General features: G+C 61.4%; 27 protein-coding genes. 22 read left to right on the top strand and 5 right to left on the bottom strand.

Going from position 1 to position 26,220, the window contains the following annotated elements; all coding sequences use genetic code 11:
- Positions 1-73 precede the first annotated feature (73 nt).
- Complete coding sequence (locus ACORQT_RS17640; protein WP_046687571.1) at positions 74-1,000, bottom strand: formate/nitrite transporter family protein; 927 nt, start codon at positions 998-1,000, stop codon at positions 74-76.
- A 229-nt stretch (positions 1,001-1,229) separates the two neighbouring features.
- Here ACORQT_RS17640 and ccmA point away from each other — a divergent pair, with 229 nt between their 5' ends.
- From ccmA to mlaA, 10 genes are all read left to right on the top strand, one after another.
- Positions 1,230-1,862 (top strand): cytochrome c biogenesis heme-transporting ATPase CcmA, encoded by a 633-nt coding sequence (gene ccmA, locus ACORQT_RS17635; RefSeq protein WP_015378626.1) that lies wholly within the window; start codon positions 1,230-1,232, stop codon positions 1,860-1,862.
- Positions 1,862-2,521: a heme exporter protein CcmB gene (gene ccmB / locus ACORQT_RS17630; protein ID WP_025303731.1), complete on the top strand. Its 660-nt coding sequence runs from the start codon at positions 1,862-1,864 to the stop codon at positions 2,519-2,521. The genes ccmA and ccmB overlap by 1 nt, the downstream gene beginning before the upstream one ends.
- 120 nt (positions 2,522-2,641) lie before the next feature.
- Positions 2,642-3,379 (top strand): heme ABC transporter permease, encoded by a 738-nt coding sequence (locus ACORQT_RS17625; RefSeq protein WP_042785127.1) that lies wholly within the window; start codon positions 2,642-2,644, stop codon positions 3,377-3,379.
- A complete protein-coding gene (gene ccmD, locus ACORQT_RS17620) occupies positions 3,376-3,612 on the top strand; it encodes a heme exporter protein CcmD (RefSeq protein ID WP_033651976.1) in 237 nt (78 codons plus the stop codon). The genes ACORQT_RS17625 and ccmD overlap by 4 nt, the downstream gene beginning before the upstream one ends.
- Complete coding sequence (ccmE, locus tag ACORQT_RS17615; protein ID WP_042785126.1) at positions 3,609-4,103, top strand: cytochrome c maturation protein CcmE; 495 nt, start codon at positions 3,609-3,611, stop codon at positions 4,101-4,103. The genes ccmD and ccmE overlap by 4 nt, the downstream gene beginning before the upstream one ends.
- On the top strand, positions 4,100-6,070 hold the full coding sequence (locus ACORQT_RS17610; protein WP_033643917.1) for a heme lyase CcmF/NrfE family subunit: 1,971 nt from the start codon (positions 4,100-4,102) through the stop codon (positions 6,068-6,070). The genes ccmE and ACORQT_RS17610 overlap by 4 nt, the downstream gene beginning before the upstream one ends.
- Positions 6,067-6,618 carry a DsbE family thiol:disulfide interchange protein gene (locus tag ACORQT_RS17605; RefSeq protein WP_033643916.1) on the top strand — a complete coding sequence of 184 codons (552 nt, stop codon included), beginning with the start codon at positions 6,067-6,069 and terminating at the stop codon, positions 6,616-6,618. Before ACORQT_RS17610 ends, ACORQT_RS17605 begins: the two co-directional genes overlap by 4 nt.
- Positions 6,615-7,082 (top strand): cytochrome c-type biogenesis protein, encoded by a 468-nt coding sequence (locus tag ACORQT_RS17600; protein ID WP_033643915.1) that lies wholly within the window; start codon positions 6,615-6,617, stop codon positions 7,080-7,082. Before ACORQT_RS17605 ends, ACORQT_RS17600 begins: the two co-directional genes overlap by 4 nt.
- The gene (gene ccmI / locus ACORQT_RS17595; protein ID WP_042785125.1) at positions 7,082-8,296 is read left to right on the top strand and encodes a c-type cytochrome biogenesis protein CcmI; all 1,215 of its coding nucleotides are present in this window, start codon (positions 7,082-7,084) and stop codon (positions 8,294-8,296) included. Before ACORQT_RS17600 ends, ccmI begins: the two co-directional genes overlap by 1 nt.
- Positions 8,297-8,324: 28 nt before the next feature.
- Positions 8,325-9,083, top strand: coding sequence for a phospholipid-binding lipoprotein MlaA (gene mlaA, locus ACORQT_RS17590; RefSeq protein ID WP_164057507.1), 759 nt, complete (start codon positions 8,325-8,327; stop codon positions 9,081-9,083).
- 116 nt (positions 9,084-9,199) lie between these two features.
- On the opposite strand, the gene fadL is transcribed toward mlaA, so the two are convergent.
- Complete coding sequence (gene fadL, locus ACORQT_RS17585) at positions 9,200-10,522, bottom strand: long-chain fatty acid transporter FadL (protein WP_033651974.1); 1,323 nt, start codon at positions 10,520-10,522, stop codon at positions 9,200-9,202.
- A gap of 405 nt (positions 10,523-10,927) precedes the next feature.
- Between fadL and ACORQT_RS17580 the strand changes: the two genes are divergently transcribed.
- The 4 genes from ACORQT_RS17580 to sixA all read left to right on the top strand — a co-directional run bounded on the left by ACORQT_RS17580 (position 10,928) and on the right by sixA (position 15,767).
- Positions 10,928-11,224: a YfcZ/YiiS family protein gene (locus ACORQT_RS17580; protein WP_072145088.1), complete on the top strand. Its 297-nt coding sequence runs from the start codon at positions 10,928-10,930 to the stop codon at positions 11,222-11,224.
- A 195-nt stretch (positions 11,225-11,419) separates the two neighbouring features.
- A complete protein-coding gene (gene fadI, locus ACORQT_RS17575; protein WP_444859251.1) occupies positions 11,420-12,730 on the top strand; it encodes an acetyl-CoA C-acyltransferase FadI in 1,311 nt (436 codons plus the stop codon).
- Positions 12,730-14,895, top strand: a complete 2,166-nt coding sequence (gene fadJ / locus ACORQT_RS17570; protein WP_164057520.1) for a fatty acid oxidation complex subunit alpha FadJ — start codon at positions 12,730-12,732, stop codon at positions 14,893-14,895. The genes fadI and fadJ overlap by 1 nt, the downstream gene beginning before the upstream one ends.
- A 389-nt stretch (positions 14,896-15,284) precedes the next feature.
- On the top strand, positions 15,285-15,767 hold the full coding sequence (sixA, locus tag ACORQT_RS17565; RefSeq protein ID WP_004936230.1) for a phosphohistidine phosphatase SixA: 483 nt from the start codon (positions 15,285-15,287) through the stop codon (positions 15,765-15,767).
- 69 nt (positions 15,768-15,836) lie between these two features.
- Here the strand turns inward: sixA and smrB are convergent, their stop codons facing one another.
- The gene (gene smrB, locus ACORQT_RS17560) at positions 15,837-16,367 is read right to left on the bottom strand and encodes an endonuclease SmrB (protein ID WP_089192081.1); all 531 of its coding nucleotides are present in this window, start codon (positions 16,365-16,367) and stop codon (positions 15,837-15,839) included.
- 170 nt (positions 16,368-16,537) lie between these two features.
- Here smrB and prmB point away from each other — a divergent pair, with 170 nt between their 5' ends.
- The 6 genes from prmB to ACORQT_RS17530 all read left to right on the top strand — a co-directional run bounded on the left by prmB (position 16,538) and on the right by ACORQT_RS17530 (position 21,227).
- Entirely contained in the window at positions 16,538-17,470 is a 933-nt protein-coding gene (prmB, locus tag ACORQT_RS17555) for a 50S ribosomal protein L3 N(5)-glutamine methyltransferase (protein ID WP_164057505.1), read from the top strand.
- 65 nt (positions 17,471-17,535) lie between these two features.
- Positions 17,536-18,621, top strand: a complete 1,086-nt coding sequence (gene aroC, locus ACORQT_RS17550) for a chorismate synthase (protein WP_033643909.1) — start codon at positions 17,536-17,538, stop codon at positions 18,619-18,621.
- A gap of 5 nt (positions 18,622-18,626) precedes the next feature.
- Positions 18,627-19,454, top strand: a complete 828-nt coding sequence (gene mepA, locus ACORQT_RS17545) for a penicillin-insensitive murein endopeptidase (protein ID WP_025303719.1) — start codon at positions 18,627-18,629, stop codon at positions 19,452-19,454.
- 3 nt (positions 19,455-19,457) lie between these two features.
- Positions 19,458-20,264 carry a sulfite exporter TauE/SafE family protein gene (locus ACORQT_RS17540; RefSeq protein WP_033651971.1) on the top strand — a complete coding sequence of 269 codons (807 nt, stop codon included), beginning with the start codon at positions 19,458-19,460 and terminating at the stop codon, positions 20,262-20,264.
- Between the two features lie 91 nt (positions 20,265-20,355).
- Entirely contained in the window at positions 20,356-20,913 is a 558-nt protein-coding gene (locus ACORQT_RS17535; protein WP_072627254.1) for an elongation factor P hydroxylase, read from the top strand.
- 32 nt (positions 20,914-20,945) lie between these two features.
- A complete protein-coding gene (locus tag ACORQT_RS17530) occupies positions 20,946-21,227 on the top strand; it encodes a YfcL family protein (protein ID WP_016926855.1) in 282 nt (93 codons plus the stop codon).
- A gap of 40 nt (positions 21,228-21,267) precedes the next feature.
- Here the strand turns inward: ACORQT_RS17530 and mnmC are convergent, their stop codons facing one another.
- A complete protein-coding gene (gene mnmC / locus ACORQT_RS17525; protein ID WP_164057504.1) occupies positions 21,268-23,289 on the bottom strand; it encodes a bifunctional tRNA (5-methylaminomethyl-2-thiouridine)(34)-methyltransferase MnmD/FAD-dependent 5-carboxymethylaminomethyl-2-thiouridine(34) oxidoreductase MnmC in 2,022 nt (673 codons plus the stop codon).
- 170 nt (positions 23,290-23,459) lie between these two features.
- Between mnmC and fabB the strand changes: the two genes are divergently transcribed.
- Both fabB and ACORQT_RS17515 read left to right on the top strand, forming a co-directional pair.
- Entirely contained in the window at positions 23,460-24,680 is a 1,221-nt protein-coding gene (gene fabB / locus ACORQT_RS17520; RefSeq protein ID WP_016926857.1) for a beta-ketoacyl-ACP synthase I, read from the top strand.
- Between the two features lie 212 nt (positions 24,681-24,892).
- Entirely contained in the window at positions 24,893-25,114 is a 222-nt protein-coding gene (locus tag ACORQT_RS17515) for a hypothetical protein (RefSeq protein ID WP_004936201.1), read from the top strand.
- Positions 25,115-25,165: 51 nt separating this feature from the next.
- Here the strand turns inward: ACORQT_RS17515 and apbE are convergent, their stop codons facing one another.
- Positions 25,166-26,197: an FAD:protein FMN transferase ApbE gene (apbE, locus tag ACORQT_RS17510; RefSeq protein WP_164057503.1), complete on the bottom strand. Its 1,032-nt coding sequence runs from the start codon at positions 26,195-26,197 to the stop codon at positions 25,166-25,168.
- Positions 26,198-26,220 lie beyond the last annotated feature (23 nt).

The raw sequence follows: 26,220 nt of genomic DNA, 5'->3' as shown, positions 1-26,220 counted from the left end.
TAAGCGCTTAGCGGCGCGTTTGCTCAATACCTCGCCAGTTCGCGCCGAAATTTCCTCGGCTAACCGACGGCGATCACGGTTTTTCCCCGCCGTGGCGCCGTTTTTCCTCTTGCAGGCGCGCCGCCTTATTTTTGGCGCTCAAATCGTTGCGGATTTGCGCGTGGCTTATCAGCGCAAAGATAAAGGTGCCGCCGATGATGTTGCCCGCCAGCGTCGGCAGGGCGAACGGATAAACGAATGCTTGCCATTCCATCGCGCCGTTGAACACCAGATACAGGATCTCCACCGAGCCGACCACGATATGCGTCAAATCGCAAATCGCCACCAGGTAGGTCATCAACACGATCACCCAGATTTTCGCCGCGCCGGCGGCCGGGAACATCCATACCATGGTGGCGATGATCCAGCCGGCCAGGATGCCGTTGGCGAACATTTCTCCCGGCGTATGGCGCATCACCTCTTCGCCCAGGCTGATGAAGGCGCGGCGCGTTTCGGCGTCGAACAGCGGCATATGGGTAAACGCCAGCGCCGCCAGCGCGGTGCCGATCAGATTGCCGAGCAGCACCACGCCCCACAGGCGCAGCAGGATAAGCAGGTTGCGCGGCGTGGGCTTATGCATGATCGGCAACACCGCCGTGACGGTGTTTTCGGTAAACAGCTGCTGGCGCGCCATAATGACAATGATAAAACCGAAGGTGTAGCCGAGGTTCTCAATGAAAAAGCGGCTGGGATCGTCCGGCAAGCGGGCGTGGAAAATGCCTTTCGCCGCCAGCGAGGCGCCCATCGACAGCCCGGCGGCGATCGCCGACCACAGCAGCGCCAGCCCGTCGCGCTCCAGTTCTTTTTCGCCTTCCATCCGGATCTGCTCATGCACCGCCGCCGCGCGCGAAGGCAAATTTTCTTCCCTGACTTCGATTTCGCGTTTGCCCTGTTCCTGCTCTTCGCTCTCTACCTGCATTGTCTCATCCGGCTCGTGCTCCTGGCGTGGCTGTTCGTTCATGCTGTCGCTCCTGCTCAATAAGGGTGAGTTCACGTCATTAAGCGTAGTTGCCCGGTCTAAATGCGGCGAAATACAGAAAAAGGTAACAAGAGTTAAAATCCGCCGATTTTTTCCACGCATTCTTGATCCTGCTCGCCATATTGGCCCCTCGGCGCGCCCGCCGCAGGCTGCGTGCGGGGAAAGGCTTATGCTATGATTCGCTATCCCAAAGAAAAATATGAGTTCCCTGATGCTGGAAGCCAAAAGTCTGAGTTGCGTGCGCGATGAGCGCATCCTGTTTAGCGAGCTAAGCTTTTCAGTTCAGCCGGGCGATATCATTCAGGTAGAAGGGCCGAACGGCGCGGGCAAGACCAGTTTGCTGCGCATCCTCGCCGGTCTGGCGCGGCCGGACGGCGGTGAGGTGTGCTGGCGCGGGCGCAACACGCTGCGCGATCGCGCGGCGTATCAGCAAGATTTGCTGTTTATCGGCCATCAACCGGGCATCAAAGCCGTATTGACACCCTTTGAAAATCTGCAGTTTTATCAGGCGGTGCGCGGCGCGGCCGAGCATCAGGCCATCTGGCGCGCGCTGGAGCAGGTGGGGTTGGTGGGGTACGAAGATCTGCCGGTGGCGCAGCTTTCGGCCGGGCAACAGCGGCGGGTGGCGCTGGCGCGATTGTGGCTCAGCGCGGCGCCGCTGTGGATCCTCGATGAACCGTTGACGGCAATCGATAAACAGGGCGTGGCCGAGTTGATTAGCCTTTTTGAACAACATGCGCAGCGGGGCGGCATGGTATTGTTGACCACGCATCAGGATTTGGCCGGCGTCAGCCAAACGGTGGGCAAAATTCGTTTGGCGGAACACGACGCGGGGAGTTTGTGATGTTTTTGACTCTGGTGCGTCGCGAATTGAAGATCGCCTGCCGTAAAGGGTCGGAGATCGTCAACCCACTGTGGTTTTTCCTGATTGTGATCACGCTGTTCCCGCTGGGGATTGGCCCTGAACCGCAGCTGCTGGCGCGCATTGCGCCGGGCATCGTGTGGGTGGCGGCGCTGCTGGCTTCGCTGCTGTCGCTGGAGCGGCTGTTTCGCGACGACTTTCTCGACGGTTCGCTGGAGCAGCTGTTGCTGCTGCCGACGCCGCTGCCGATGACGGTGCTGGGCAAAGTGTGTGCTCACTGGGTTGTGACGGGATTGCCGCTGCTGATCCTGTCGCCGCTGGTGGCGCTGCTGCTGTCGCTCGATATGCAAACCTGGCTGGCGGTGGCGGGTACGCTGCTGCTCGGCACGCCGACGCTGAGTCTGATCGGCGCTATCGGCGTGGGGCTGACCGTCGGCCTGCGCAAAGGGGGCGTGCTGCTCAGCCTGCTGGTGCTGCCGCTGTATATCCCGGTGCTGATCTTCGCCACCGGCGCGATCGACGCCGCCTCGATGGGCATGCCGATCGACGGTTATCTGGCGATACTCGGCGCGATGCTGGCGGGCAGCGTGACATTGGCGCCGTTTGCCACCGCGGCGGCGCTGAGAGTGAGCGTGCACTAGCTAACGTATTGAATGAACAGACGGGGCAAGGCCGACAAGAGCGTACCCCGCAGAAGATTTTCGCCGTTTCGAACGCTCGGAGCGGCCGACGCATAAAAATTACCGTGAGCACTGACGACAATGTGGAAATGGTTACATCAACTGGCGCGGCCCGAACGGCTGTATCACGTCTGCGGCCGCTTTATCCCCTGGCTGGGGCTGGCGGCGGCGGCCTGCCTGCTGCTCGGCTGGGCATGGGGCTTTGGCTTCGCGCCGAAGGATTATCAGCAGGGCGACAGCTTCCGCATCATTTATATTCATGTCCCGGCGGCCATGTGGTCGATGGGCATCTACGCCTCGATGGCGGTGGCGGCGTTTATCGGCCTGGTGTGGCAGATGAAAATGTCCGATACCGTGGTGGCGGCGATGGCGCCGATCGGCGCGGTGTTCACCTTTATCGCGCTGGTGACCGGTTCCGCCTGGGGTAAGCCGATGTGGGGCACCTGGTGGGTATGGGACGCGCGGCTGACCTCCGAGCTGGTGCTGCTGTTCCTCTATATGGGCGTTATCGCGCTGTATAACGCTTTTGAAGACCGTCGCCTGGCGGGCCGGGCCGCCGGCATTCTGGTGCTGGTGGGCGTGGTGAACATTCCGATCATCCATTTCTCCGTCGAATGGTGGAATACGCTGCATCAGGGCTCGACCAACATGCAGCAATCCATCGCGCCAAGCATGCGCACCCCGCTGCGCTGGGCGATCCTCGGCTATCTGCTGTTGTTCATCACGCTGACGCTGATGCGCCTGCGCAATCTTATCCTGTTCCAGGAGCGCCAGCGCCCGTGGGTTGCCGGGCTGGTGAATAAGGAGCGTCAGTCATGAATGCCGCGTTCGATTCCTGGCCGGCGTTTTTCGCCATGGGCGGTTATGCCTTTTATGTCTGGCTGGCGGTCGCCGTCACGCTGATTTCGCTGTTGGGGCTGGTGGCGCACACCGTCTGGCAGCGACGGCTATTGCTCGCCGAGATCGGCCGCCGTCAGGCGCGCGAGCGGCGCATTCGCCATGCGCAACAATCAAAACAAAAATCCGCCGCACCGCGGGAGAAATCATTGTGAATCCACGTCGTAAAAGCCGCCTTTATCTGGCGATCGTTGTGCTGATCGGCATCGCGCTGACCGCAACTCTGATGCTGTACGCGCTGCGCTCCAACATCGATCTGTTCTACACCCCGGGTGAAATCCTGCAGGGCAAGGGCGAAAACCATGAGAAGCCCAAGGTTGGCCAGCGGTTGCGCATCGGCGGCATGGTGATGCCCGGCTCGGTGAAACGCGATCCCAATACGCTGCAGGTCAGCTTCAAGATTTACGATGCGCGCGGCGCGATCGGCGTGACCTACACCGGCATTCTGCCGGACCTGTTCCGCGAAGGGCAGGGCGTGGTGGCGCAGGGCGTGCTGGGCGAGGGCAACGTGGTCAACGCGCGCGAAGTGCTGGCCAAGCACGACGAGAAATACACCCCGCCGGAAGTGGCCGACGCGATGAAAGAGAATCACAAAGGGCCGGCGGAAGCGTATAACGCGCCGCAGGCGGAGGGCGCCAAGTCATGATGCCGGAACTGGGCAGTTTTCTGCTGTGCCTGGCGCTGGCGATCGCGCTGTTGCTGAGCATTTACCCGCAGTGGGGCGCGGCGCGGCAGGACAGCCGCATGATGGCGGTGGCCCGCCCGCTGACCTACGGCATGTTCGCCGCGATTGCGCTGGCGTTCCTGTGCCTGGTGCATGCCTTCGTGGTCAATGACTTTACCGTCGCCTACGTGGCCACCAACTCCAATACCCAACTGCCGGTGTATTACCGCATCGCCGCCACCTGGGGGGCGCACGAAGGTTCGTTGCTGCTGTGGGTGCTGCTGCTGAGCTGCTGGTCGCTGGCGGTGGCGTTGTGCAGCCGGGCGATGCCACAGGACGCGGTGGCGCGGGTGTTGTCGGTGATGGGCATGATCACCGCCGGCTTCCTGCTGTTCATCATCATGACCTCCAACCCGTTCACCCGCACGTTGCCTAACTTTCCGATCGACGGCAGCGATCTCAACCCGCTGCTGCAGGATATCGGCCTGATCTTCCACCCGCCGCTGCTGTACATGGGCTATGTCGGCTTCTCGGTCGCCTTCGCGTTCGCCATCGCCTCGCTGATGGCCGGCCGGCTCGACACCGCCTGGGCGCGCTGGTCGCGCCCGTGGACCACCGCCGCCTGGGTGTTCCTCACGCTGGGCATCGTGCTCGGATCGGCCTGGGCCTACTATGAGCTGGGCTGGGGCGGTTGGTGGTTCTGGGATCCGGTGGAGAACGCTTCCTTTATGCCGTGGCTGGCCGGCACCGCGCTGATGCATTCGCTGGCGGTGACCGAGAAACGCGGCACGTTCAAAGCCTGGACGGTGTTGCTGGCGATCACCGCTTTCTCGCTGTGCCTGCTGGGCACCTTCCTGGTGCGCTCCGGCGTGCTGGTCTCGGTGCACTCCTTCGCCTCCGATCCGGCGCGCGGCATGTTTATTCTCGCCTATCTGGTGATCGTCATCGGCGGTTCGCTGCTGCTGTACGCGGTCAAGGGCGGCCAGGTGCGCAGCCGGGTGCAGCACGAGACCTTCTCGCGCGAGACCTTCCTGCTGGGCAACAACGTGCTGCTGATCGCCGCCATGCTGGTGGTGCTGTTGGGCACGCTGCTGCCGTTGGTGCACAAACAGTTGGGGCTGGGCAGCATTTCGATCGGCGAGCCGTTCTTCAACACCATGTTCACCTGGCTGATGGCGCCGCTGGCGCTGCTGTTGGGCATCGGGCCGCTGGTGCGCTGGCGCCGCGATGAGCCGGGCAAGCTGTGGCGCCGCCTCGGCGTGGCGCTGCTGGTGACGCTGGTGCTGTCGATTCTGCTGCCGTGGCTGTTGCAGGACAGCATCGCCGGCATGACGGTGGTGGGCCTGATTATGGCGCTGTGGGTGATCATCCTGACGCTGATGGAGCTGCATGAGCGCGCCACCCATCGTCACGGTTTCTGGCGCGGCCTGCGGCAGCTGTCCCGCAGCCACTGGGGCATGGTGCTCGGCCACCTCGGCGTGGCGGTGACGGTGATCGGCATCGCCTTCAGCCAGAACTACAGCGTGGAGCGCGACGTACGGATGAAGGCCGGCGACAGCGTGGATATCCACAACTATCACTTCGTGTTCCGCGACGTGCACGACATTCGCGGCCCGAACTACAGCGGCGGCGTCGGCATCATCGACGTCACGCGCAACGGCAAGCCGGAGGCGACGCTGCACGCGGAGAAACGCTACTACAGCGTGGCGCGCAGCATGATGACCGAGGCGGCGATCGACGGCGGGTTCAGCCGCGATCTGTACGCAGCGCTGGGCGAGGAGCTGGAAGACGGATCCTGGGCGGTGCGCCTGTATTACAAACCCTTCGTGCGCTGGATCTGGTTCGGCGGCGTCTTTATGGCGCTCGGCGGCCTGCTGTGCATTCTCGATCCGCGTTATCGCATGAGCAAAAAGCTCAAGCGTGAAGGCAAGCTGGAGGCGCAATCATGAAGCGTAAGCTGCTGTTTATCCCGTTGGTGCTCTTCCTGCTGCTGGTGGCGGCCCTGATGGTGCAACTGACGCGCAACGCCGGCGGCGAAGATCCGACCATGCTGGAGTCGGCGCTGATCGGCAAACCGGTGCCGACCTTCAGGCTGGAATCGTTGGATCAGCCGGGCAAAACCTACGATCAGGCGGTGCTGCGCGACGGCAAGCCGATATTGCTCAACGTCTGGGCGACCTGGTGCCCGACCTGCCGCGCGGAACACCAGTATCTCAATACGCTGGCGGCGCGCGGCGTGCGGGTGGTCGGCCTGAACTATAAAGACGATCGCGCCAAGGCGGTGACCTGGCTTAATTCCCTCGGCAATCCCTATGCGCTCAGCCTGTACGACGGCGACGGCATGCTGGGATTGGATCTCGGGGTGTACGGCGCGCCTGAGACCTTCCTTATCGACGGACAGGGGATCATTCGCTATCGCCATGCCGGCGACATGAACGAGCGCGTCTGGCAGCAGGAAGTGCTGCCGCTGTATAGAAAGTACGGGGGTGAGGCATGAGGCTGATTGCCCTGCTGTTCGCCGCATTGCTGAGCTGGAGCGCCGCTGCGGCGATCGATACCTATCGCTTCAACTCCGTTGAGCAGGAGCAACAGTATCGCGAGTTGACCGAACAGCTGCGCTGCCCGAAATGCCAGAACAACAGCATTGCCGATTCCAACGCCATTATCGCCGCAGACATGCGCACCAAGGTGTACGAGCTGATGATGCAGGGGCAAAGCAAGCAGCAGATCATCGATTACATGGTGGCGCGTTATGGCAATTTCGTCACCTACGAACCGCCGGTAACGCCGGCGACGCTGATCTTGTGGATCGGCCCGCTGCTGTTCGTGCTGATAGGCGGGGCGGTGGTGATCCTGCGCACCCGTCGCCGGCCCGACGCGGCGGTGGACGATGAATTCTCCGAACGGGAACGGCAGCGCCTGGCGGCGTTGTTGCAAGAGACTGACAGGAAGAAACCCTAATGGCTTTTTGGCTGATTATTTGCGTGTTGCTGGCCGGCGCCGCCGCGTTGCTGGTGGTGCCGGCGATGCGCCACGGCAAGCAGAGCGCCGCTACGCGCGATGCGCTGAACAAGGCGTTCTATCAGGATCGCCTCAGCGAACTGGAGCAGGACGAGCAGCAGGGCGTGGTGGCCGAGCGCCCGGAGCTGGTTAAAGAGCTGCAACAGAACCTGTTGAACGACATCCCCGTCGAACAGGCAGAGCAGGTGAAACCGATCAACCGTTGGGCGTTAGTGCCGGGCGTGTTGTTATTGCTGGCGGTGACCGTTGGCTTTTATCTGAAAACCGGCGGGTTGGCGCAGGTGCTGGATTGGCGTTTGGTGCAGGCGCAAATGCCGGAATTGCGTGAGCGCGTCGCCAATGAGCGCGCCAAACCGCTGAGCATGGAAGAGATCGCGCGCCTCGGGCTGGGGCTGCGCACCGAGCTGCAGCAGGACGATCGCAATATCAATGACTGGATGATGCTGGGGCGCGTCGGCATGGCGTTGAACAACGCCACCACCGCCACGCAGGCATTTGCTCATGCCTATCAATTGGATCCGAATAGTCTGGAAGTGCGGCTCGGCTATGCCGAGGTCTTGACGCGATCCAACGATCCGGAGGATAACAAGCAGGCGACGCAGCTGTTGCGGCGCATGATCGCGGAAAATCACAGCGATCCGCGGGTGCTCAGCCTGTTGGCGTTCAACGCTTTCGAACAGGGCGATTTCAAACAGGCGATCGGCGCCTGGCAAGTGATGCTGCAGCTGCTGCCGGCTAACGATCCGCGCGCGGAAGTGATAAAGCGCAGTATTGCACAAGCAAAAGCCCAGGCCGGCGGAGAAACTGTTAAACTGAATGTGACTGTTTCACTGTCACCGCAGGCGGCGAAAGCCATGCCGCCGCAGGGGACGCTGGTTATCTCGGTGACCGACGGCGTCAGCCCGGTGCCGGTCGCGGTAAAACAATTGCCGTTGAGCCGTTTTCCGCTGTCTTTCTCTCTGGACGACAGCAACGCCATGATGCCCGAGCGTCTACTCTCGGCACAGCATCAGGTGCAGGTGCGTGTGCGCCTCTCACAGGACGGATTGGCCACGCCGCAGCCGGGGGACTGGTTCGGCGAAAGCTCGCTGCAGACATTCAGCGGCAAAGAGCAGGTTAGCGTTCAGATAAACAAGCAGGTCCCTGAAAAATAAGACCGAACGTGTTTTTATGGAGAAAAATATGAACTTTCGCCTGACTGGGGTGGCATTCGCAGCGGCATTACTGGTGGGCTGTGCCAGCGCGCCAGACAATGAGCCGCAAGGGCGTTCCGATCCTCTGGAAGGATTTAACCGGACGATGTTCGACTTCAACTACAACGTCCTGGATCCTTATATCCTGCGTCCGGTCGCGGTGGCCTGGCGTGACTACGTGCCGATGCCGGCGCGTAACGGCATCAGCAACTTCACCTCCAACCTGGAAGAGCCGGCCAGCATGGTCAACGCCTTCCTGAAGGGCGATCCTTACCGCGGGATGATCCACTTTAACCGTTTCTTCCTGAACACCCTGCTCGGAATGGGCGGCCTGATCGACGTGGCCGGCATGGCCAACCCGAAACTGGCGCGCGAAGAGCCGAACCGTTTCGGCAGCACGTTGGGGCATTACGATGTGGGCTACGGTCCGTACGTGATGCTGCCGGGCTACGGCAGCTTTACCCTGCGTGAAGACGGCGGCGACTTTGCGGATACGCTGTATCCGATGCTGAGCTACCTGACTTTCTGGATGTCGGCGGGCAAATGGGTGGTCGAGGGTATCGAAACTCGCGCTCAACTGCTGGATTCCGACGGCCTGCTGCGCAACTCCTCCGATCCTTATGTCATGGTGCGCGAAGCTTACTTCCAGCGCCACGACTTCATCGCCAACGGCGGTTCGCTCAAGCCGGAAGAGAACCCGAACGCCAAGGCGATTCAGGGCGAGCTGGACGAGATCGACTCGCAGTAACCGCCGCCTTATGCCCATGAAAACCCGCCGTCTGGCGGGTTTTTTTACGCCCGCGGTGAGCGACAGGCAAAGAAAAAGCGCCCCGTGGGGCGCTTTGGCATCCATCTCAGGCGAGATTAGAAGCGGTAGTTGAAGTTGGCGCCGTACAGCCAGGCCTTGCCTTCGGAGGTGAAGGTGTAAGGACCTTCGTTGATGGTGACTTTCTGGCCATGCATGTAGGACACGCCGACGTCGACCGAGGCGTCTTTGTTGAACGCATAGGTAGTACCGGCACTCAGCCAGAAACGGTCCTGATCGGGAATGGAGATCGAACGGTTTTGGGCAGGCACCGGGCTGTCATCGAAGGCGATACCGGTACGGAAGGTCCAGTTATCGTCGTAGAAGTAGGTGGTGCCCAGCGCGATGCGGTAAGCGTCTTTGAAGCCTTCATGCTTCTGGAACAGCGTCTGGCCGTTGTTGCCGGTGGCTTTCAGCTCCTGGAACTGGCTCCAGCTGGTGTAGGCCAGGCTGTAGTGAACGGCCCACTGCGGCGCCACTTTGTTGTAACCGGACAGCTCCCACATTTCAGGCAGGTGCAGGCTCAGAGAACCCGGGATAGTGGTGCCGTTGGTGCCCCATGGCAGGCCTTGAGAGGCCAGCAGCGGGTTGAAGGCAGAAGGCAGGCTGCTCTTGTAATCGCCGTCGAAGTCGATTTTGACTTCAGAGCGATAGGTGAAGCCGTAACGGTTGTTTTCATCCACTTCGTAGAGAATACCGGCGTTCCAGCCGAAGCCCCATTCGTCGCCTTTCAGGTGAGAAATTTGGGTATCTGCCGGGATCTGCGACACCGGGCCGGCCAACTGTGGCGGCAATTTGCCCGAACCGGCGATCAGTTTTGGCAGGTCGCCGGCGTAACGCTCGAGTTTAGCCTTGGCGTAGACGGCGTCAAAACCCAGACCGAAGCTGAAGTTTTTGTTCAGGCGATAAGCGCCGCTCAGGTTCAGGTTCAGGGTTTCCAGATCGGTTTTGCCGCCCATGGAGCCCGCCGCATAACCGTTGTTGTATTCGGTCGCCAAACCGAAGTTGCTGGTGACCGAGCCGCCTACGGCGAATTGATCGTTAATCGGGTGAACATAATGCAGGTTCGGCACCCAGGCGGTCGGCGCGATGTTTTTCGCATCCAGACTGGCACCGGAAGGGGATTGGCCACTGATATCGACGTCCGGATCGATGAAGACTGCGCCGAAAGAGAGTTCCGGGCGGGTATACATCATCAGCAACGCCGGGTTGCGGCTTGCGGAGGCCGCCGTATCCGCCATGGCGCCTTCGCCAGAATACGAACGTCCTAAACCAGCTGATGAGAACTCATTCAGCTGGAATCCTGCGGCAGACACGTTTGAAGAAATAATTGCCACTGCAGCTGCGAGAGCTGATTTAGTCAATAGGTTTTTCTGGCTCATGACCAAAACCTCATTATGTGTTTATTATTTAAACTATTGTTACACGAAGTAACAAGGAGCGCGGGATTGTAGGGTCCGTTATCGTTCAGACAAATCAGACCAGTGGCTGAAGTATAGGTCTGACCTGTGAAAATGTTGCAAGTTTGTTTTTGAAATATTTCCACTCTGATATCAAAAAAGAGATCTGCTTAACAAAAAGACAGTGGTAAATAACAAAATTCTTACCATTTCTTAGCAGGCGCTCATTTTTATTTGTGATTTCCATCACTTAAAACACCCAGTAAAAGTAAGTGCTAGTGATTGCCGGCTTGGGAGCGTAAAATACCCACAGAATTTTGTGGCTTTGCGCCGGTGAATAAAACGGCAATTTGGGCTGATAACAGAGGCCCTTGAGGAGAACCAACCATGTCAGATGCAATTAATAAATGCAGCGCCCAGGAAACCGCCGCGTGTTGCTGCGTGGATGTCGGCACCGTGATGGATAACACCGATTGCACCGCATCCTACAGCCAGGTGTTCAGCAATCAACAAGATGCGGAGGCGATGCTGGCGGCCCTGAGCGAAAAGGCGCGCGCGGTCGAATCCGATCCCTGTGACATCAGCAGTAGCATTAAACCGGTTGACGGCGGCGTACAATTGGAAGCCGATTTTACCTTCGCCTGCCAGGCGGAAACACTGATCTTCCAGCTCGGCCTGCGTTAATCCCCGCTTTACCCCGGCGCCGCCTGCTGCGCGCCGGGGATTTCCTTCCCCGCCTCGTTCCCGATAGAAAGTGCGCCTGCTCGCAGTTTTGATCTCTGCCGGTTTGCCAAATGTAACCGTTTGGTTAACAATGACCTCATCAGGTCAGACCTCTTTCTGCCCATTGCGCTGACGTTATTTTCTTCAGGAGCATTTATGAGTAAGGCACTGCCGTTGGTGACCCGTCATGGTGACCGCATTGCGATTGTGAATGGACTGCGTACCCCCTTTGCCAAACAGGCGACCGCCTATCACGGCATTCCGGCGGTGGATTTAGGGAAAACGGCGGTGAGCGAGCTGTTGGCGCGCAGCGGTATCGAGCCGCAACTGATCGAACAACTGGTGTTCGGCCAGGTGGTGCAAATGCCCGAAGCGCCGAACATCGCGCGTGAGATCGTGCTTGGCACCGGCATGAGCGTCCATACCGACGCCTACAGCGTGTCGCGCGCCTGCGCCACCAGCTTCCAGGCGATCGCCAACGTGGCGGAGAGCATCATGGCCGGCAGCATCAGCGTCGGCATCGCCGGCGGGGCGGACTCTTCTTCCGTCTTGCCGATCGGCGTCAGCAAGGCGCTGGCGCGCACGTTGGTGGACGTCAACAAGGCGCGCACGCTGTCGCAGCGCCTCAAATTGTTCAGCCGGCTGAAATTCCGCGATCTGATGCCGGTGCCGCCGGCGGTGGCGGAGTATTCCACCGGCCTGCGCATGGGCGATACCGCCGAACAGATGGCGAAAAGCCACGGCATCACCCGTGAAGCGCAAGATGCGCTGGCGCATCGTTCCCACGAGCTGGCGGCCAAGGCCTGGCGGGAGGGGTGGCTGCGCGACGAGGTCATGACCGCCTACGTGCCGCCTTACCGCGCTCAGCTTTCTGAAGACAACAATATCCGCAAAGACTCCAGCCTGGCTTCCTACGCCAAGCTGAAACCGGCGTTCGATCGCAAACACGGCAGCGTCACTGCGGCCAACAGCACGCCGTTGACCGACGGTGCGGCGGCGGTACTGATGATGAGCGAATCGCGCGCCAAAGAGCTGGGGCTGCAGCCGCTCGGCTATCTGCGCAGTTTCGCCTTTGCCGCCATCGACGTGTGGGAAGACATGCTGCTGGGGCCCTCCTACGCCACGCCGCTGGCGCTGGAGCGCGCCGGCATCGGCCTGGCCGATCTGACGCTCATCGACATGCATGAAGCCTTCGCCGCGCAAACGCTGGCCAACCTGAAGATGTTCGCCAGCGAAGCGTTCGCCCGCGAGAAGCTTGGCCGCAGCCAGGCAATCGGCGAAGTGGACATGGACAAATTCAACGTATTGGGCGGTTCTATCGCCTATGGTCACCCGTTCGCCGCCACCGGCGCGCGCATGATTACCCAGACGCTGCGTGAGCTGAAACGCCGCGGCGGCGGGCTGGGCCTGACCACCGCCTGCGCCGCCGGCGGGTTAGGGGCCGCGATGATCGTGGAGGTGGAATGATGAGCGTCGAAAACGCATTGCACGAGCAGCGCGCCAAACCGTCGGCCTTTCAACTGACGATCCGCCCCGACAACATCGGGGTGATCACCATCGACGTGCCGGGCGACAAGGTCAATACGCTCAAGGCCGAGTTCGTCGAACAGGTTAACGACGTGCTGATCCGCGCGCAGCAGCATACTGCGCTGGAAGGGCTGGTGATCGTTTCCGGCAAGCCGGACTCGTTTATCGCCGGCGCCGATATCACCATGATCGCCGCCTGCACCAGCGCCAAAGAGGCGGAAACGCTGGCCAAGAAAGGGCAGAGCACGCTGGCGCAGATCGCCGCCTTCCCGGTGCCGGTGGTGGCGGCCATCCACGGTGCCTGCCTGGGCGGCGGGCTGGAATTGGCGCTGGCCTGCCACGGCCGCGTCTGTTCGTTGGATGACAAAACCGCGCTCGGTCTGCCGGAAGTGCAGCTGGGCCTGCTGCCGGGCTCCGGCGGTACGCAGCGCCTGCCGCGTCTGGTAGGCGTCGCCAAGGCGCTGGACATGATCCTGACCGGCAAGCACATTCGCGCCCGCCAGGCGCTGCGCATGGGGCTGGTGGACGACGCCGTGCCGCAATCGATTTTGCTGCAGACCGCCATCGAGCGGGTGAAACAGGGCTGGAAGCATCAGCGCGAGCTGCCGTGGCAGGATCGTCTGCTCAACGGCCCGCTGGGCAGAAATCTGCTGTTCAGCATCGTGCGCAAGAAAACGTTGGCGAAAACGCACGGCAACTACCCGGCGGCGGAGCGCATCATTCAAGTGGTGCGCACCGGGCTGGATCACGGCAGCGCCAGCGGCTATGAAGCCGAAGCGCGCGCCTTTGGCGAGCTGGCGATGACGCCGCAATCGGCGGCGTTGCGCAGCCTGTTCTTCGCTTCCACCGCGCTGAAAAAAGAGCGGGGCGGCGATGCTCAGCCGCGCGCCTTGCATCGCGTCGGCATTCTCGGCGGCGGCCTGATGGGTGGCGGCATCGCCTGCGTCACCGCCACGCGCGGCGGTTTGCCGGTTCGCATCAAAGACATCAATGAAACCGGCATCAATCATGCGCTGAAATACAGTTGGGACGTGCTCGGCAAGCGGGTGCGCAGCAAGCGCATGCGCCCGGCGGAACGGCAAAAACAGATGATGCTGATCTCCGGCTCTACCGATTACACCGGCTTCGAGCAGGTGGATATCGTGGTCGAGGCGGTGTTTGAGGATCTGGCGCTGAAGCAGAAGATGGTGGCCGAGGTCGAAGCGAACTGCGCGCCGCATACCGTGTTCGCCTCCAATACTTCCTCGCTGCCTATCGGTCAAATCGCCGAACAGGCCCAGCGGCCGCAGCAGGTGATCGGTCTGCACTACTTCAGCCCGGTGGACAAAATGCCGCTGGTGGAAGTGATCCCGCACGCTGGCACAAGCGAAGAGACTATCGCGACCACCGTGGCGCTGGCGCACAAGCAGGGCAAGACCGCCATCGTGGTGGGCGACAGCGCCGGTTTTTATGTCAACCGCATCCTGGCGCCGTACATCAACGAAGCGGCGCGCTGCCTGCTGGAAGGCGAGCCCATTGAATCGCTGGACAAAGCGCTGGTGGACTTCGGCTTCCCGGTCGGCCCCATCACCCTGTTGGACGAAGTGGGCATCGACGTCGGCACCAAGATCATTCCGGTGCTGGTCGAGGCGCTGGGGCCGCGCTTCGCCGCGCCTGCCGCGTTCGATGCGGTGCTGAAGGACGGGCGCAAAGGGCGCAAGAACGGCCGTGGCTTCTATCTTTACCCGAGCGAGGGGCAGCAGCGTCAGCGGCGTAAGCGCGCGGACACCTCATTGTATACGTTGCTCGGCGTCACGCCGAAGGCGCATATGCTGCCGGCGACCATTGCCCAGCGCTGCGTGATGATGATGCTGAACGAAGCGGCGCGCTGTCTGGATGAAGGCGTGATCCGCAGCGCGCGCGACGGCGACATCGGTGCGGTATTCGGCATCGGTTTCCCGCCGTTCCTTGGCGGCCCGTTCCGCTATATGGATGAACTCGGCGCCGAGAAAGTGGTGAAGACGCTGGACTACCTGCGTCAGCAGCACGGCGAGCACTTCGCGCCGTGCGAGCGCCTGCAGCGCATGGCGCAGCAGGGCGAACGTTTTTACCCGCTGGGGAGTTGAACGCAGGGCGGCCCGATTTGCACTATAGTTGCAACAGGGCCGCGTTGTGATCGCCATCACTCCTTGCGACAGCGTCAGCCCGTGAGGCTGTACAGCAAGGCTGCGGCAGCGGTAAGTTAGCTTGAGCGCCATCAATAATTTTCATGGCGAAAAGGTTAAAATTTAACCCGTTGAATTGATTGTTCTATGAGCAATCGAGGTTTGCCCGGGGAGGATTGCTGTAAAAAACAGCATTTTCTTTACGCAAACTTTCAGGCAAAATGCCCGGCCGCCATAAAGAGACGGCGCGTTATCGTTTTAAAGCTTTGGCTTTGGGGTTGTAAAACTCGGCGGTACAGCACGCACGGCGTTTCTGTATAGCGTTACTTTGTCAACAACAGCGGTGCAATATGCAAGTTTTGATTATGCGTCACGGAGAGGCGGCGCTCGAGGCAGCCAGCGATGCGGTAAGGCCCCTTACCCTGTGCGGCCGCGACGAGTCCCGTCAGATGGCGGCCTGGTTGAACACCAAGTCTGTGGATATTGAACGCGTGCTGGTCAGCCCCTATCTGCGGGCCGAACAGACGCTGGCGACGGTGCGTGAAGCCTTGACGCTGCCGGAGGGCGAAGAAGTGCTGCCCGAACTGACGCCGGGCGGGAACGCCGAACAAGTCGGCAGCTATCTTCAGGCGCTGGCGATGCAAGGGGTGAGTTCGGTGCTGATCGTGTCGCACCTGCCGCTGGTGGGGTATCTGGTGGCGGAACTGTGTCCGGGCGAGTGCCCGCCGATGTTCGCGACCTCGGCGATCGCCAACGTCGATCTGCCGGCGGACGGCAGCTACGGCAAGTTTGAATGGCAGGTCAGCCCGTCGCAGGTGATGGCCAAAGTGTGAGCCGCGGATGCGGTGCGGAATAAACTCAGGGCGATGTCTGACATCGCCCTGAGTCGTTTCTGCGGGAGGCTATTCTGCCAGCTCCACCAACAGCAGGACGGCGGCGTTGCCGCCCCATTCCTTCGGCGCCTGATGGAACGCCAGCACGTCGGGATGCTGCGCCAGCCACAGCGGCGTTTGCTGTTTGAGAATGTGTTTGCCGTGCCCGTGCATCACGCAGGCGCAGTGCACATGCTCGCGTTTGCAGGCGGCGATCAGCGCCCCCAATTCCTGCTTGGCCTGCAGCTGAGTCAGGCCGTGCAAATCAAGAAACAGCTCCGGCGAATAATCGCCGCGTCGCAGCTTCTTCAGCTCATACGGGCTGCTGCCGGGGCGCACGTAGCGCGTCGGGCCTTCCTCTTCCAACTGCGGCTGATATTCATCTGAAAAATAATAGCTGGCATCGACCTGCTCCTGCAGCAGCCGCTGCGGCGCGACCTGTTTGACCTTGAGCTTCGGCGGGCGGTGGACGACGGTGTCCTGGCGCAGCTTTTTTGCGCCCGCCACCGACTCTCTGAAGAGCTGTTGTTCGTCTTTGCTCAGAGGGGGCTTGTTCTTCATGCTTCATTCACCGGAAATCGTTTATTTCGCTAGTTTACCTTGTGAATGAGCGCTGTCGACGCAAAACTCGGGCCAGAGTGAAAAGCGCGAGGGGCGCGCGTGATTTGTCGCGGGCTTCATGGCAAACTATGCGGCTAAATCATGAAACACAGCGCCTGCCGGAGGGCAAATTGGACAAAATTTTCGTCGACGAAGCAGTGAACGAACTGCACACCATTCAAGATATGCTGCGCTGGACGGTAAGCCGTTTCAACGCCGCCAATATCTATTATGGTCACGGAACCGACAATCCGTGGGACGAAGCGGTGCAATTGGTGCTGCCAAGCCTGTTTCTGCCGTTGGACATTCCGGAGGACATGCATACCGCTCGTCTGACTTCCAGCGAGCGCCATCGCATCGTTGAGCGCGTGATCCGCCGCGTCAACGAGCGTATCCCGGTCGCCTACCTGACCAACAAGGCCTGGTTCTGCGGCATGGAATTCTACGTCGACGAACGCGTGCTGGTGCCGCGCTCGCCGATCGGCGAGTTGATCAACGATCGTTTCAGCGTGCTGATCCCGCACCCGCCGCGCCATATTCTCGACATGTGCACCGGCAGCGGCTGCATCGCCATCGCCTGTGGCTACGCTTTCCCGGAAGCGGAAGTGGACGCGGTGGACATCTCCAGCGAAGTGCTGGCGGTGACCGAGCGCAATATTCAGGCGCACGGCGTCGAGCACCAGGTGATCCCGATCCGTTCCGATCTGTTCCGCGACGTTCCCGCGATCCAGTACGATCTGATCGTCACCAACCCGCCGTACGTCGATGCGGAAGACATGTCGGATCTGCCGCAGGAGTTCCGCTTTGAGCCGGAACTGGGGCTGGCGGCGGGCAGCGACGGCCTGAAGCTGGTGCGCCGCATCCTGGCCTGCGCGCCGGACTACCTGACCGACGATGGCGTGCTGATTTGTGAAGTGGGCAACAGCATGGTACATCTGATGGAACAATATCCGGACATCCCGTTCACCTGGCTGGAATTCGAAAACGGCGGCGACGGCGTGTTCATGCTGACCAAACAGCAGCTGGTGGATTGCAAAGATCACTTCAGCCTCTATCGCAGCTAAGCCGCATTTCCAAGGCCCGCATGGCGGGCCTCATAACGATAAAAGACTAACGGTAAGGAGCCGTGATGGCAGGAAACAGTATTGGGCAGATTTTCCGCGTCACCACCTTCGGTGAATCTCACGGGGTGGCGCTGGGTTGTATCGTCGACGGCGTGCCGCCCGGCATCCCGCTCACCGAAGCCGATTTGCAACACGATCTGGACCGCCGTCGTCCGGGCACCTCGCGTTACACCACCCAGCGTCGCGAACCGGATCAGGTGCGCATTCTCTCCGGCGTATTCGAAGGCGTGACCACCGGCACCAGCATCGGTCTGATCATTGAAAACACCGATCAGCGCTCGCAAGACTACAGCGCCATCAAAGACGTGTTCCGTCCAGGGCATGCCGACTACACCTACGAACAGAAATACGGTCTGCGCGACTATCGCGGCGGCGGCCGCTCTTCGGCGCGTGAAACCGCCATGCGCGTCGCGGCGGGCGCTATCGCCAAGAAATACCTGCAGCAGAAGTTCGGCGTGCAGGTGCGCGGCTATCTGGCGCAGATCGGCGACGTGACCTGCGAGCTGAAAGACTGGGATCAGGTCGAACAGAACCCGTTCTTCTGCCCGGATCCGGACAAGCTGGAAGCGCTGGACGAACTGATGCGCGCGCTGAAAAAAGAGGGTGACTCCATCGGCGCCAAGGTCAGCGTGATTGCGGAAAACGTGCCGGTTGGCCTGGGCGAGCCGGTGTTTGACCGCCTCGATGCCGATCTGGCGCACGCGTTGATGAGCATCAACGCGGTGAAAGGCGTGGAGATCGGCGACGGGTTCGCCGTGGTGACCAAACGCGGCAGCGAAAACCGCGATGAAATCACCCCGGAAGGCTTTCAGAGCAACCATGCCGGCGGCATTCTCGGCGGCATCAGCAGCGGCCAACCGGTGATCGCGCATCTGGCGCTGAAGCCGACCTCCAGCATCATGGTGCCGGGCCGCACCATCAATCGTCACGGGGAAGCGGTGGAAATGGTGACCCGCGGTCGCCACGATCCGTGCGTGGGCATCCGCGCCGTACCGATCGCCGAAGCGATGATGGCGATCGTGTTGATGGATCACCTGCTGCGCCAGCGTGCGCAAAACGGTGATGTGGTTTCCGACGTGCCTCGCTGGTAATCGCCATGAAAAACTGGATGTTGGGCCTGGTGGCCCTGACGGCCTCCGCTTCCGCCATGGCGCTGACGCCGTGGCAGAAAATCGACCATCCGGTGGCCGGCGCGCCGCAGGCGGTGGGCGGTTTCGCCAACGGCTGCATCATCGGCGCGCAGCCGTTGCCGCTGAATTCACCGGACTATCAGGTGATGCGTACTGATCAGCGCCGCTATTTCGGCCATCCGGATCTGCTGGCGTTCATACAGCGCCTCAGCAGCAAAGCGAACCAGAAAGCGCTGGGCACGGTGCTGATCGGCGACATGGCGATGCCGGCCGGCGGGCGCTTCAGCAGCGGCCACGCCAGCCACCAGTCTGGGCTCGACGTCGACATCTGGCTGCAGCTGCCGCGCCAACGCTGGAGCGCGCAGCAATTGCTCAAGCCGCAGCCGATCGACCTGGTGTCGGGCGACGGCAAACAGGTGGTGGCGAGCCAATGGCAACCGCAGATTGAGTCGCTGATCAAACTGGCGGCGCAGGATGCGGACGTGACGCGCATCTTCGTCAACCCGGCGATCAAGCAGCGTCTGTGCCTGGACGCCGGCGCCGATCGCGCCTGGCTGCACAAGGTGCGGCCGTGGTTCGGCCACCGTGCGCACATGCACGTGCGTCTGCGTTGTCCGGCCGGCAGCCTGGAGTGCCAGGAGCAGGATACGCCGCCGCCGGGCGATGGCTGCGGCGCCGAACTGGCGAGTTGGTTCGTGCCGCATCAGCCGAACGCGAAGCCGGGCAAACCCGTGCCGCCGCCGTTACCGCCTACCTGTCAGGCATTGCTGGATCACCATTTCTCAGCGGAATAACACATGGACTGGTTCGTCATTGGCCCCGAAATGCTCGGGGTGTTGTTTGCGGTAGCGCTGCTGGCGGGGTTTATCGACTCCATCGCCGGCGGCGGCGGATTACTGACGGTGCCGGCCTTGCTGGCAGTGGGGGTTCCTCCGGCGCAGGCGCTGGCGACCAATAAGCTGCAGTCGGTCGGCGGCTCTTTCTCCGCCAGTCTGTACTTCATTCGTCGGCGAGCGGTGAACCTCAACGACCAGAAGCTGACGATTTTTCTGACGCTGATCGGCTCGATCGCCGGTGCGATTCTGGTGCAGCACATGCGCGCCGATTTGCTGCGGCAGATGTTGCCGCTGCTGGTGATCGGCATCGGTCTCTATTTCTTGTTGATGCCGCGACTGGGTGAGGAAGATCGTCAACGCCGCCTCGGCGCCTTGCCGTTCGGGCTGGTAGCCGGCGGTTGCGTCGGGTTTTACGACGGTTTCTTCGGCCCCGGCGCCGGCTCATTCTACGCGCTGGCCTACGTGACGCTGTGCGGTTTCAACCTCGCCAAGTCTACGGCGCACGCCAAAGTGCTGAACTTTACCTCCAACGTCGGCGGGCTGGCGCTGTTCATCATCGGCGGCAAGGTGGTGTGGAGCATCGGTCTGGTGATGCTGGTGGGGCAGGTGCTGGGGGCGCGTTTGGGCGCGCACATGGTGCTGACCCGTGGCCAGAAATTGATTCGGCCGATGATCGTGATCGTCTCGCTGGTGATGAGCCTCAAGCTGCTTTACGACAATCACGGCGCAGAGATTCAGCAGTGGCTGTCCGCCTTCTTGCACCGCTGACGATGAAAATGGGCGCCGTTTATGCGCCCGTATCCCCCCGCCGGTTATCGGGTATAATGGCCTCTTTATTTTTGTGGTTATAGAGTTTTTTATGTCAGACACGCAGACCCGCCATCATTATGAGCAGTTGATCGAGATCTTCAATCGCTGCTTCAGCGATGACTACAACACCCGCCTGGTGAAGGGCGACGACGAACCGATCTACCTGCCGGCCGACGACGAATTGCCGTATCACCGCATCGTGTTCGCCCACGGTTTCTACGCCAGCGGCCTGCATGAAATTTCGCACTGGTGCATCGCCGGTGACGCGCGCCGTCAATTGGTGGACTTCGGCTATTGGTATTGCCCGGATGGGCGGGACGCGCAGACCCAGAGCGAATTTGAAGCGGTAGAGATCAAACCGCAGGCGCTGGAATGGATGTTCTGCGTGGCGGCCGGTTTCCCGTTCAACGTCAGCTGCGACAACCTGAACGGCGACTGCGAGCCGGATCGCATCGCGTTCCAACGCAAGGTGCGCGCCCGGGTATTGGCGCTGCTGGAGCAGGGAATACCCACAAGGCCTGCGCGCTTTATTCAGGCGTTGCAATCGTTCTACAATACGCCACCGTTGGCGGCCGAGCACTTTCCGTATCCGGAAGATCTCAACTGACGCCACAGCCCGTTATTTAATGAGGAAATTTGATGATCGCAGAATTTGAAGCGCGCATTTTGGCGCTGATTGATGACATGGTAGAGCACGCCAGCGATGATGAACTGTTTGCCGGTGGCTACCTGCGCGGTCATCTGACGCTGGCGGTGGCCGAGGCGGAAGAGCAGGGCGAACACACCGCCGAAGCGCTGAAAGCGCGGGTGGAGGAGAGCCTGCACAAAGCGATCGCCGCCGGGGAACTCTCGCCGCCGGATCAGATCCTGGTGCGCGGCATGTGGGAAAACCTCTATCAGGCTGCAACCCCTGCCGCCTGATCGTCATGCCGGGGCGCGTCGCCGCGCCCCTCAAGGTTGATTAAACCGCACGCCCTTTCAGCAATTTCCGCACCCACATCCGATTCGGATTCAACGCCGCCAGCAGGCGCGCATCGCCCGGCAACGGCTCGCCGAACAGCTGCGCCGCCAAAATTTCTGCCGCCAACGGCGCCGAGCACAAGCCGCGCGAGCCTAACCCGCCGATAGCGAACAGACCGGGATAGACTGGCGCATCGGCGATGGTTTCGCCGCGCTGGTTCTGCCGCTGCAAATCCTGATACTGCGCCAGCGTGGCCTGATAGTCCGGCAGCGCGCCGACCATCGGCAGATGATCGCGGGTGGCGCTGCGCACGCCGCAGCGCGCCTGATGAGCGCTGACGTCCACCTGCTGCGGCCAGGCCTGCTCCGGCAGACAGCGCAGCAGGCGCTCGCGGTTCTCCTGTTGCTCCTGCTCGCGGTAGTCGGTGGCGATGTCGCCGCGCTGGTAGCTGGCGCCAATGCAGTGGTGGCCGTTGTTGGCATTAACCGGCGTCAGGTAGCCGTCGTAACACAATACCTGTTTCAATTGACCGAGGGCCGGCGAGGTCGGGATATGCGACACCTGCCCGCGTACCGAATACAGCGGCAGGGCCTCCGTCGGCGCCAGTTCGGCCAACCGATGGCCGTTGGCCAGGATCACCGTCGCATGGCGCCGGCTGTCGCCGTTGGCGAAATCGATGCGCCAGCCGTTTTCTTCCTGCGTCAGCCTCTGTGCATCGTGCCGGTAGTGGCAGACCAAGCCCTGACGCTGCGCCAGCGCGATAGCGCCGCGCGTCAGCTCGGCCGGGCAGAGCCAGCCGCCTAGCGGGTAGGTGATGCCGCCAAAGCCGGTATCTACGCCGCACCGTTCGCTGAGCGTCTCGCGGTCGGCCGCCATCGCCAAGGCCTGCGGCCAGTCGGTTTTCAGCATATTGGCGATCTTGGCGCCGCTCTTTTCGTCATAGGCCAACTGGCTGACGCCGCACCACTGGTGATCAAAGGCGACGCCTTGTTGCAACAGGGCATCGTATTGGCGGCGGGCGAAGGGAAACGCGGCGCTGAAAAAGCTCTCCAGCGCGTCGCCGCTGCCGTTCAGCAAAGGATAAATCGCGCCCTGGCGGTTGCCGGATGCGCCCTCGGCCGCCTGCTCATCGGCGCAGTACAGCGTGACGGTGGCGCCGCGGCGCAGCAAGGCCAGCGCGGTGAGCGCGCTGGCGACGCCGCCGCCGATCAGGGCGATGTCGGCGGTGTTGTCCGCCGCCGGGCGTCGATACCAGGGCGCCGGATGTGCGGCGGGCTGCGCATCGGCCGGGAGCTCGCCGGCGAGCATCTCACGCTTTTGGCCGAAGCCTTTGCAGCGGTTGACCTGAAAACCGGCCTGTTGCAAGCCGCGGCGCACGAAGCCGGCGGCGGTAAAGGTGGCGAAGCTGCCTCCCGGCCGGGCGAAGCGCGCCATGGCGGCGAACAGTTGATCTGTCCACATGTCGGGGTTTTTTGCCGGCGCGAAACCGTCGAGGAACCAGGCATCCACCTGGTTATTCATGCTGGCGTCAAACTGCGGCAGCAGATCGTTGACGTCGCCGAACCACAGATCGAGCGTAATGCGGCCTTCGGCTAACAGCAGGCGATGGCAACCCGGCAACGGCAGCGGCCACTGGGCGCGCAGCTCGTCGGCATAAGGCGCCAACTCCGGCCAGCGTGCATGCGCCGCCGCCAGGTCAGCCTGCTGGAGGGGGAATTTTTCGAAGCTGATAAAGTGCAGGCGCTGCAGCGTCGCGTCCGGCTCAGCCTGACGGAAGCCGGCGAAGGCCTGCCACAGCGTGAGGAAATTGAGCCCGGTGCCGAACCCGGTTTCCGCCACGACAAACAGCGAGCGCGGATGGGCGGCGAAACGTTGCGGCAGCCGATTGCCGTGCAGGAAGACGTAGCGGGTTTCTTCCAGCCCATCCTGATTGGAAAAATAGACGTCATCAAACTGTTTCGAAACAGGTGTACCCTGTTCGTTCCAGGTTAGCGTTGCGGTTTGGATGGGGGCGTGGTTCACGGTCAATGGCTCGAAATTCAAGGGATGCCGCGAATTCTAACGGCGCTGGCGCCCCGGCGCAAACTGGACAACAATAAAGCTGAAAAACGCTGATCGGACTTGTTCGGCTTACATCTGTACGCTAAAGTGCGATGCAAAATCCCGTAGGTAAATAGTGGAAGAGGTATTGAATGAAACGTGCAGTGATTACTGGCCTGGGAGTTGTCTCCAGCATTGGTAATAACCAGCAGGAGGTCCTGGCAAGCCTGCAGGAAGGACGTTCTGGGATCACTTTCTCCCAGGAGCTGAAAGATTCCGGCATGCGTAGTCACGTATGGGGGCAAGTTAAGCTCGACACTACCGGCCTGATCGACCGCAAGGCGGTGCGTTTCATGAGCGACGCTTCCATTTATGCCTTCCTGGCGATGCAAGAAGCGATCGCGTCTTCCGGCCTGAAGGAAGAAGAGTATCAAAACAACCCGCGCGTGGGCCTGATCGCCGGTTCCGGCGGCGGTTCTCCGCGCTTCCAGGTGTTCGGCGCCGATGCGATGCGCAGCCCGCGCGGCCTGAAAGCGGTTGGCCCGTACGTGGTGACCAAGGCCATGGCTTCCGGCGTTTCCGCCTGCCTGGCAACGCCGTTCAAAATCCACGGCGTGAACTACTCCATCAGCTCCGCTTGCGCGACCTCCGCGCACTGCATCGGCAACGCGGTTGAGCAAATCCAGCTGGGCAAACAGGACATCGTGTTCGCCGGCGGCGGCGAAGAGCTGTGCTGGGAAATGGCCTGCGAGTTCGACGCGATGGGCGCGCTGTCCACCAAATACAACGACACGCCGGAAAAAGCGTCCCGCACCTATGACGCCGATCGTGACGGTTTCGTCATCGCCGGCGGCGGCGGCATGGTGGTGGTTGAAGAGCTGGAGCACGCACTGGCGCGCGGCGCGCACATCTATGCGGAAATCGTCGGCTACGGCGCGACTTCCGACGGCGCCGACATGGTTGCCCCTTCGGGTGAAGGCGCAGTGCGCTGCATGAAGATGGCGATGCAGGATCTGGATGCGCCGATCGATTACATCAACGTGCACGGCACCTCTACGCCGGTAGGCGACGTGAAAGAGCTGGGCGCCATTCGTGAAGTGTTCGGCGACAATACCCCGGCTATCTCCTCCACCAAGGCAATGACCGGCCACTCACTGGGCGCCGCGGGCGTGCAGGAAGCGATCTACAGCCTGCTGATGCTGGAGCACGGCTTTATCGCACCGAGCATCAACATCGAAACCCTGGATGAACAGGCGGCCGGCATGAACATCGTGACTCAGCCGACCCAGCGCGAGCTGACCACCGTGATGTCCAACAGCTTCGGCTTCGGCGGTACCAACGCCACGCTGGTGATGCGCAAACTGGCGAAATAATCCCGCCGGCGCGTCATTCCGCCAAAAAGCCCGCGTTTTCGCGGGCTTTTTACTGCCCGAAGCCCACCGGCCGGGCGCTCGGAGTTTTCCCAAATCACATCCCCTGACACATCATTACCTCGCCATTACACGCGTTGGGCATACAATAGCCAGGTAGCGTGATTATCGCTCGGCGTAGCTTTCTAAAGTGATCGAACATTGAGGCAAGAAGTATGAAAAAGTTAATTGCGGTTGGGTTACTGTCGGCCGTGTTGGCCGGATGCGCCACCGATTCTCCCTGCGTGCCGGTCTACGATGACCAGGGGCGTCTGGTGCACACCAACACCTGTATGAAGGGCACCACTCAGGATAACTGGGAAACCGCGGGCGCGATCGCCGGCGGTGCGGCGGCGGTTGCCGGTCTGACCCTCGGTATCATCGCGCTGACCAAGTGATCGGCGCGGAACAGGAATAAGCCCGGCCATTGCGCGCCGGGCTTTTTTATCTCACTGCACTAAAAATGCTTTGAACTGCGGCGTCATCACGGCGCTGAAACCGTCGTCGGTTTTGCTGATCAGGTAGACCGCCAGCCCTTTCTCTTCTGCGAGCTGCAACGCTTTCTCCGGGCCCAGCACCATCAAGCCGGTATCCCAGCCGTCGGCCTCGAGTGCGGTCGGGGCGATCACCGTGGCGGAAACCAGTCGGTGGTTTATCGGCCTGCCGGTGGTCGGATCGATGACATGGGAGTAACGCTGGCCGTTTTGTTCGAAGTAGTTGCGGTAGCTGCCGGCGGTGCTGATGCCGTAACCGTGCAGATCCACCAGCGCCTGCACCGCATTTTCACGATCGGTCGGCTTTTGGATCGCCACCCGCCAGGGTTTGCCCTGGCCGTTGACGCCGCGTGAAGAGACCGCGCCGCCTACCGACACCAGGTAGTTGGTAATGCCGTGACGGTTCATCAGGCGCACCAGCTCATCGGCACCATAGCCTTCGCCCAGCGTCGAGAGATCGACATACATGCCCGGCAGATCTTTTTGCAGCCACTCCCCGCGATTGTCGCTGATCAGCTTCAGGTGCTGCAGGCCGATGTTCAGCTTCGCCGCGTCGATCTGCGCCTGTTCCGGCACCTTGACCGGATGCTTGTCTGGGCCGAACCCCCACAGGTTCACCAGTGGGCCGACGGTGATGTCCATGGCGCCGCCGGTATCGCGGCCGATGCGTTGGGCCATCAATACGATGTCCGCCATGCCGCGCGGGATAGGCTGCGGCTCGAGGCTGGCGCTGCGGTTAAACCGCGACAGCACCGAATCGGCGCGGTAGGTAGAGATATCGTCGTTGGCCCGTTCGAGCACCGTGTCGATCTGCCGCTGCAGCTCTTGTTTGCCGATCGCGACGTCACCGCTGACCTTAACGCTGTAGAAGGTGCCCATGGTCTTGCCATCGATATCGATTTGCGGGCGAGAGGCGGGATCGTCACAGGCGGCGAGCAGGGCGCATAAGGCGCTGAGCAACGCCCCTTTGGCGAGCAGGGAAGCCATAACATGTCCTTTGAAACCGTGAA

This window comes from Serratia sp. (in: enterobacteria) (assembly GCF_052400455.1).
GTDB classification, from domain to species: Bacteria; Pseudomonadota; Gammaproteobacteria; order Enterobacterales; family Enterobacteriaceae; genus Serratia; species Serratia ureilytica.
This window is presented reverse-complemented; position numbering and strand designations above follow the sequence as displayed.

Coding starts and splice junctions, on each gene's coding strand:
- ccmA (WP_015378626.1), top strand. CDS start 1,230: ATGCTGGAAGCCAAAAGTCTGAGTTGCGTGCGCGATGAGCGCATCCTG.
- fadJ (WP_164057520.1), top strand. CDS start 12,730: ATGAGCGTCGAAAACGCATTGCACGAGCAGCGCGCCAAACCGTCGGCC.
- ccmB (WP_025303731.1), top strand. CDS start 1,862: ATGTTTTTGACTCTGGTGCGTCGCGAATTGAAGATCGCCTGCCGTAAA.
- fabB (WP_016926857.1), top strand. CDS start 23,460: ATGAAACGTGCAGTGATTACTGGCCTGGGAGTTGTCTCCAGCATTGGT.
- sixA (WP_004936230.1), top strand. CDS start 15,285: ATGCAAGTTTTGATTATGCGTCACGGAGAGGCGGCGCTCGAGGCAGCC.
- ACORQT_RS17530 (WP_016926855.1), top strand. CDS start 20,946: ATGATCGCAGAATTTGAAGCGCGCATTTTGGCGCTGATTGATGACATG.
- ccmD (WP_033651976.1), top strand. CDS start 3,376: ATGAATGCCGCGTTCGATTCCTGGCCGGCGTTTTTCGCCATGGGCGGT.
- mlaA (WP_164057507.1), top strand. CDS start 8,325: ATGAACTTTCGCCTGACTGGGGTGGCATTCGCAGCGGCATTACTGGTG.
- ACORQT_RS17515 (WP_004936201.1), top strand. CDS start 24,893: ATGAAAAAGTTAATTGCGGTTGGGTTACTGTCGGCCGTGTTGGCCGGA.
- ACORQT_RS17580 (WP_072145088.1), top strand. CDS start 10,928: ATGTCAGATGCAATTAATAAATGCAGCGCCCAGGAAACCGCCGCGTGT.
- ACORQT_RS17610 (WP_033643917.1), top strand. CDS start 4,100: ATGATGCCGGAACTGGGCAGTTTTCTGCTGTGCCTGGCGCTGGCGATC.
- aroC (WP_033643909.1), top strand. CDS start 17,536: ATGGCAGGAAACAGTATTGGGCAGATTTTCCGCGTCACCACCTTCGGT.
- fadI (WP_444859251.1), top strand. CDS start 11,420: ATGAGTAAGGCACTGCCGTTGGTGACCCGTCATGGTGACCGCATTGCG.
- apbE (WP_164057503.1), bottom strand. CDS start 26,197: ATGGCTTCCCTGCTCGCCAAAGGGGCGTTGCTCAGCGCCTTATGCGCC.
- ACORQT_RS17600 (WP_033643915.1), top strand. CDS start 6,615: ATGAGGCTGATTGCCCTGCTGTTCGCCGCATTGCTGAGCTGGAGCGCC.
- ACORQT_RS17625 (WP_042785127.1), top strand. CDS start 2,642: ATGTGGAAATGGTTACATCAACTGGCGCGGCCCGAACGGCTGTATCAC.
- ccmI (WP_042785125.1), top strand. CDS start 7,082: ATGGCTTTTTGGCTGATTATTTGCGTGTTGCTGGCCGGCGCCGCCGCG.
- smrB (WP_089192081.1), bottom strand. CDS start 16,367: ATGAAGAACAAGCCCCCTCTGAGCAAAGACGAACAACAGCTCTTCAGA.
- ACORQT_RS17640 (WP_046687571.1), bottom strand. CDS start 1,000: ATGAACGAACAGCCACGCCAGGAGCACGAGCCGGATGAGACAATGCAG.
- ACORQT_RS17605 (WP_033643916.1), top strand. CDS start 6,067: ATGAAGCGTAAGCTGCTGTTTATCCCGTTGGTGCTCTTCCTGCTGCTG.
- ACORQT_RS17535 (WP_072627254.1), top strand. CDS start 20,356: ATGTCAGACACGCAGACCCGCCATCATTATGAGCAGTTGATCGAGATC.
- fadL (WP_033651974.1), bottom strand. CDS start 10,522: ATGAGCCAGAAAAACCTATTGACTAAATCAGCTCTCGCAGCTGCAGTG.
- ACORQT_RS17540 (WP_033651971.1), top strand. CDS start 19,458: ATGGACTGGTTCGTCATTGGCCCCGAAATGCTCGGGGTGTTGTTTGCG.
- mepA (WP_025303719.1), top strand. CDS start 18,627: ATGAAAAACTGGATGTTGGGCCTGGTGGCCCTGACGGCCTCCGCTTCC.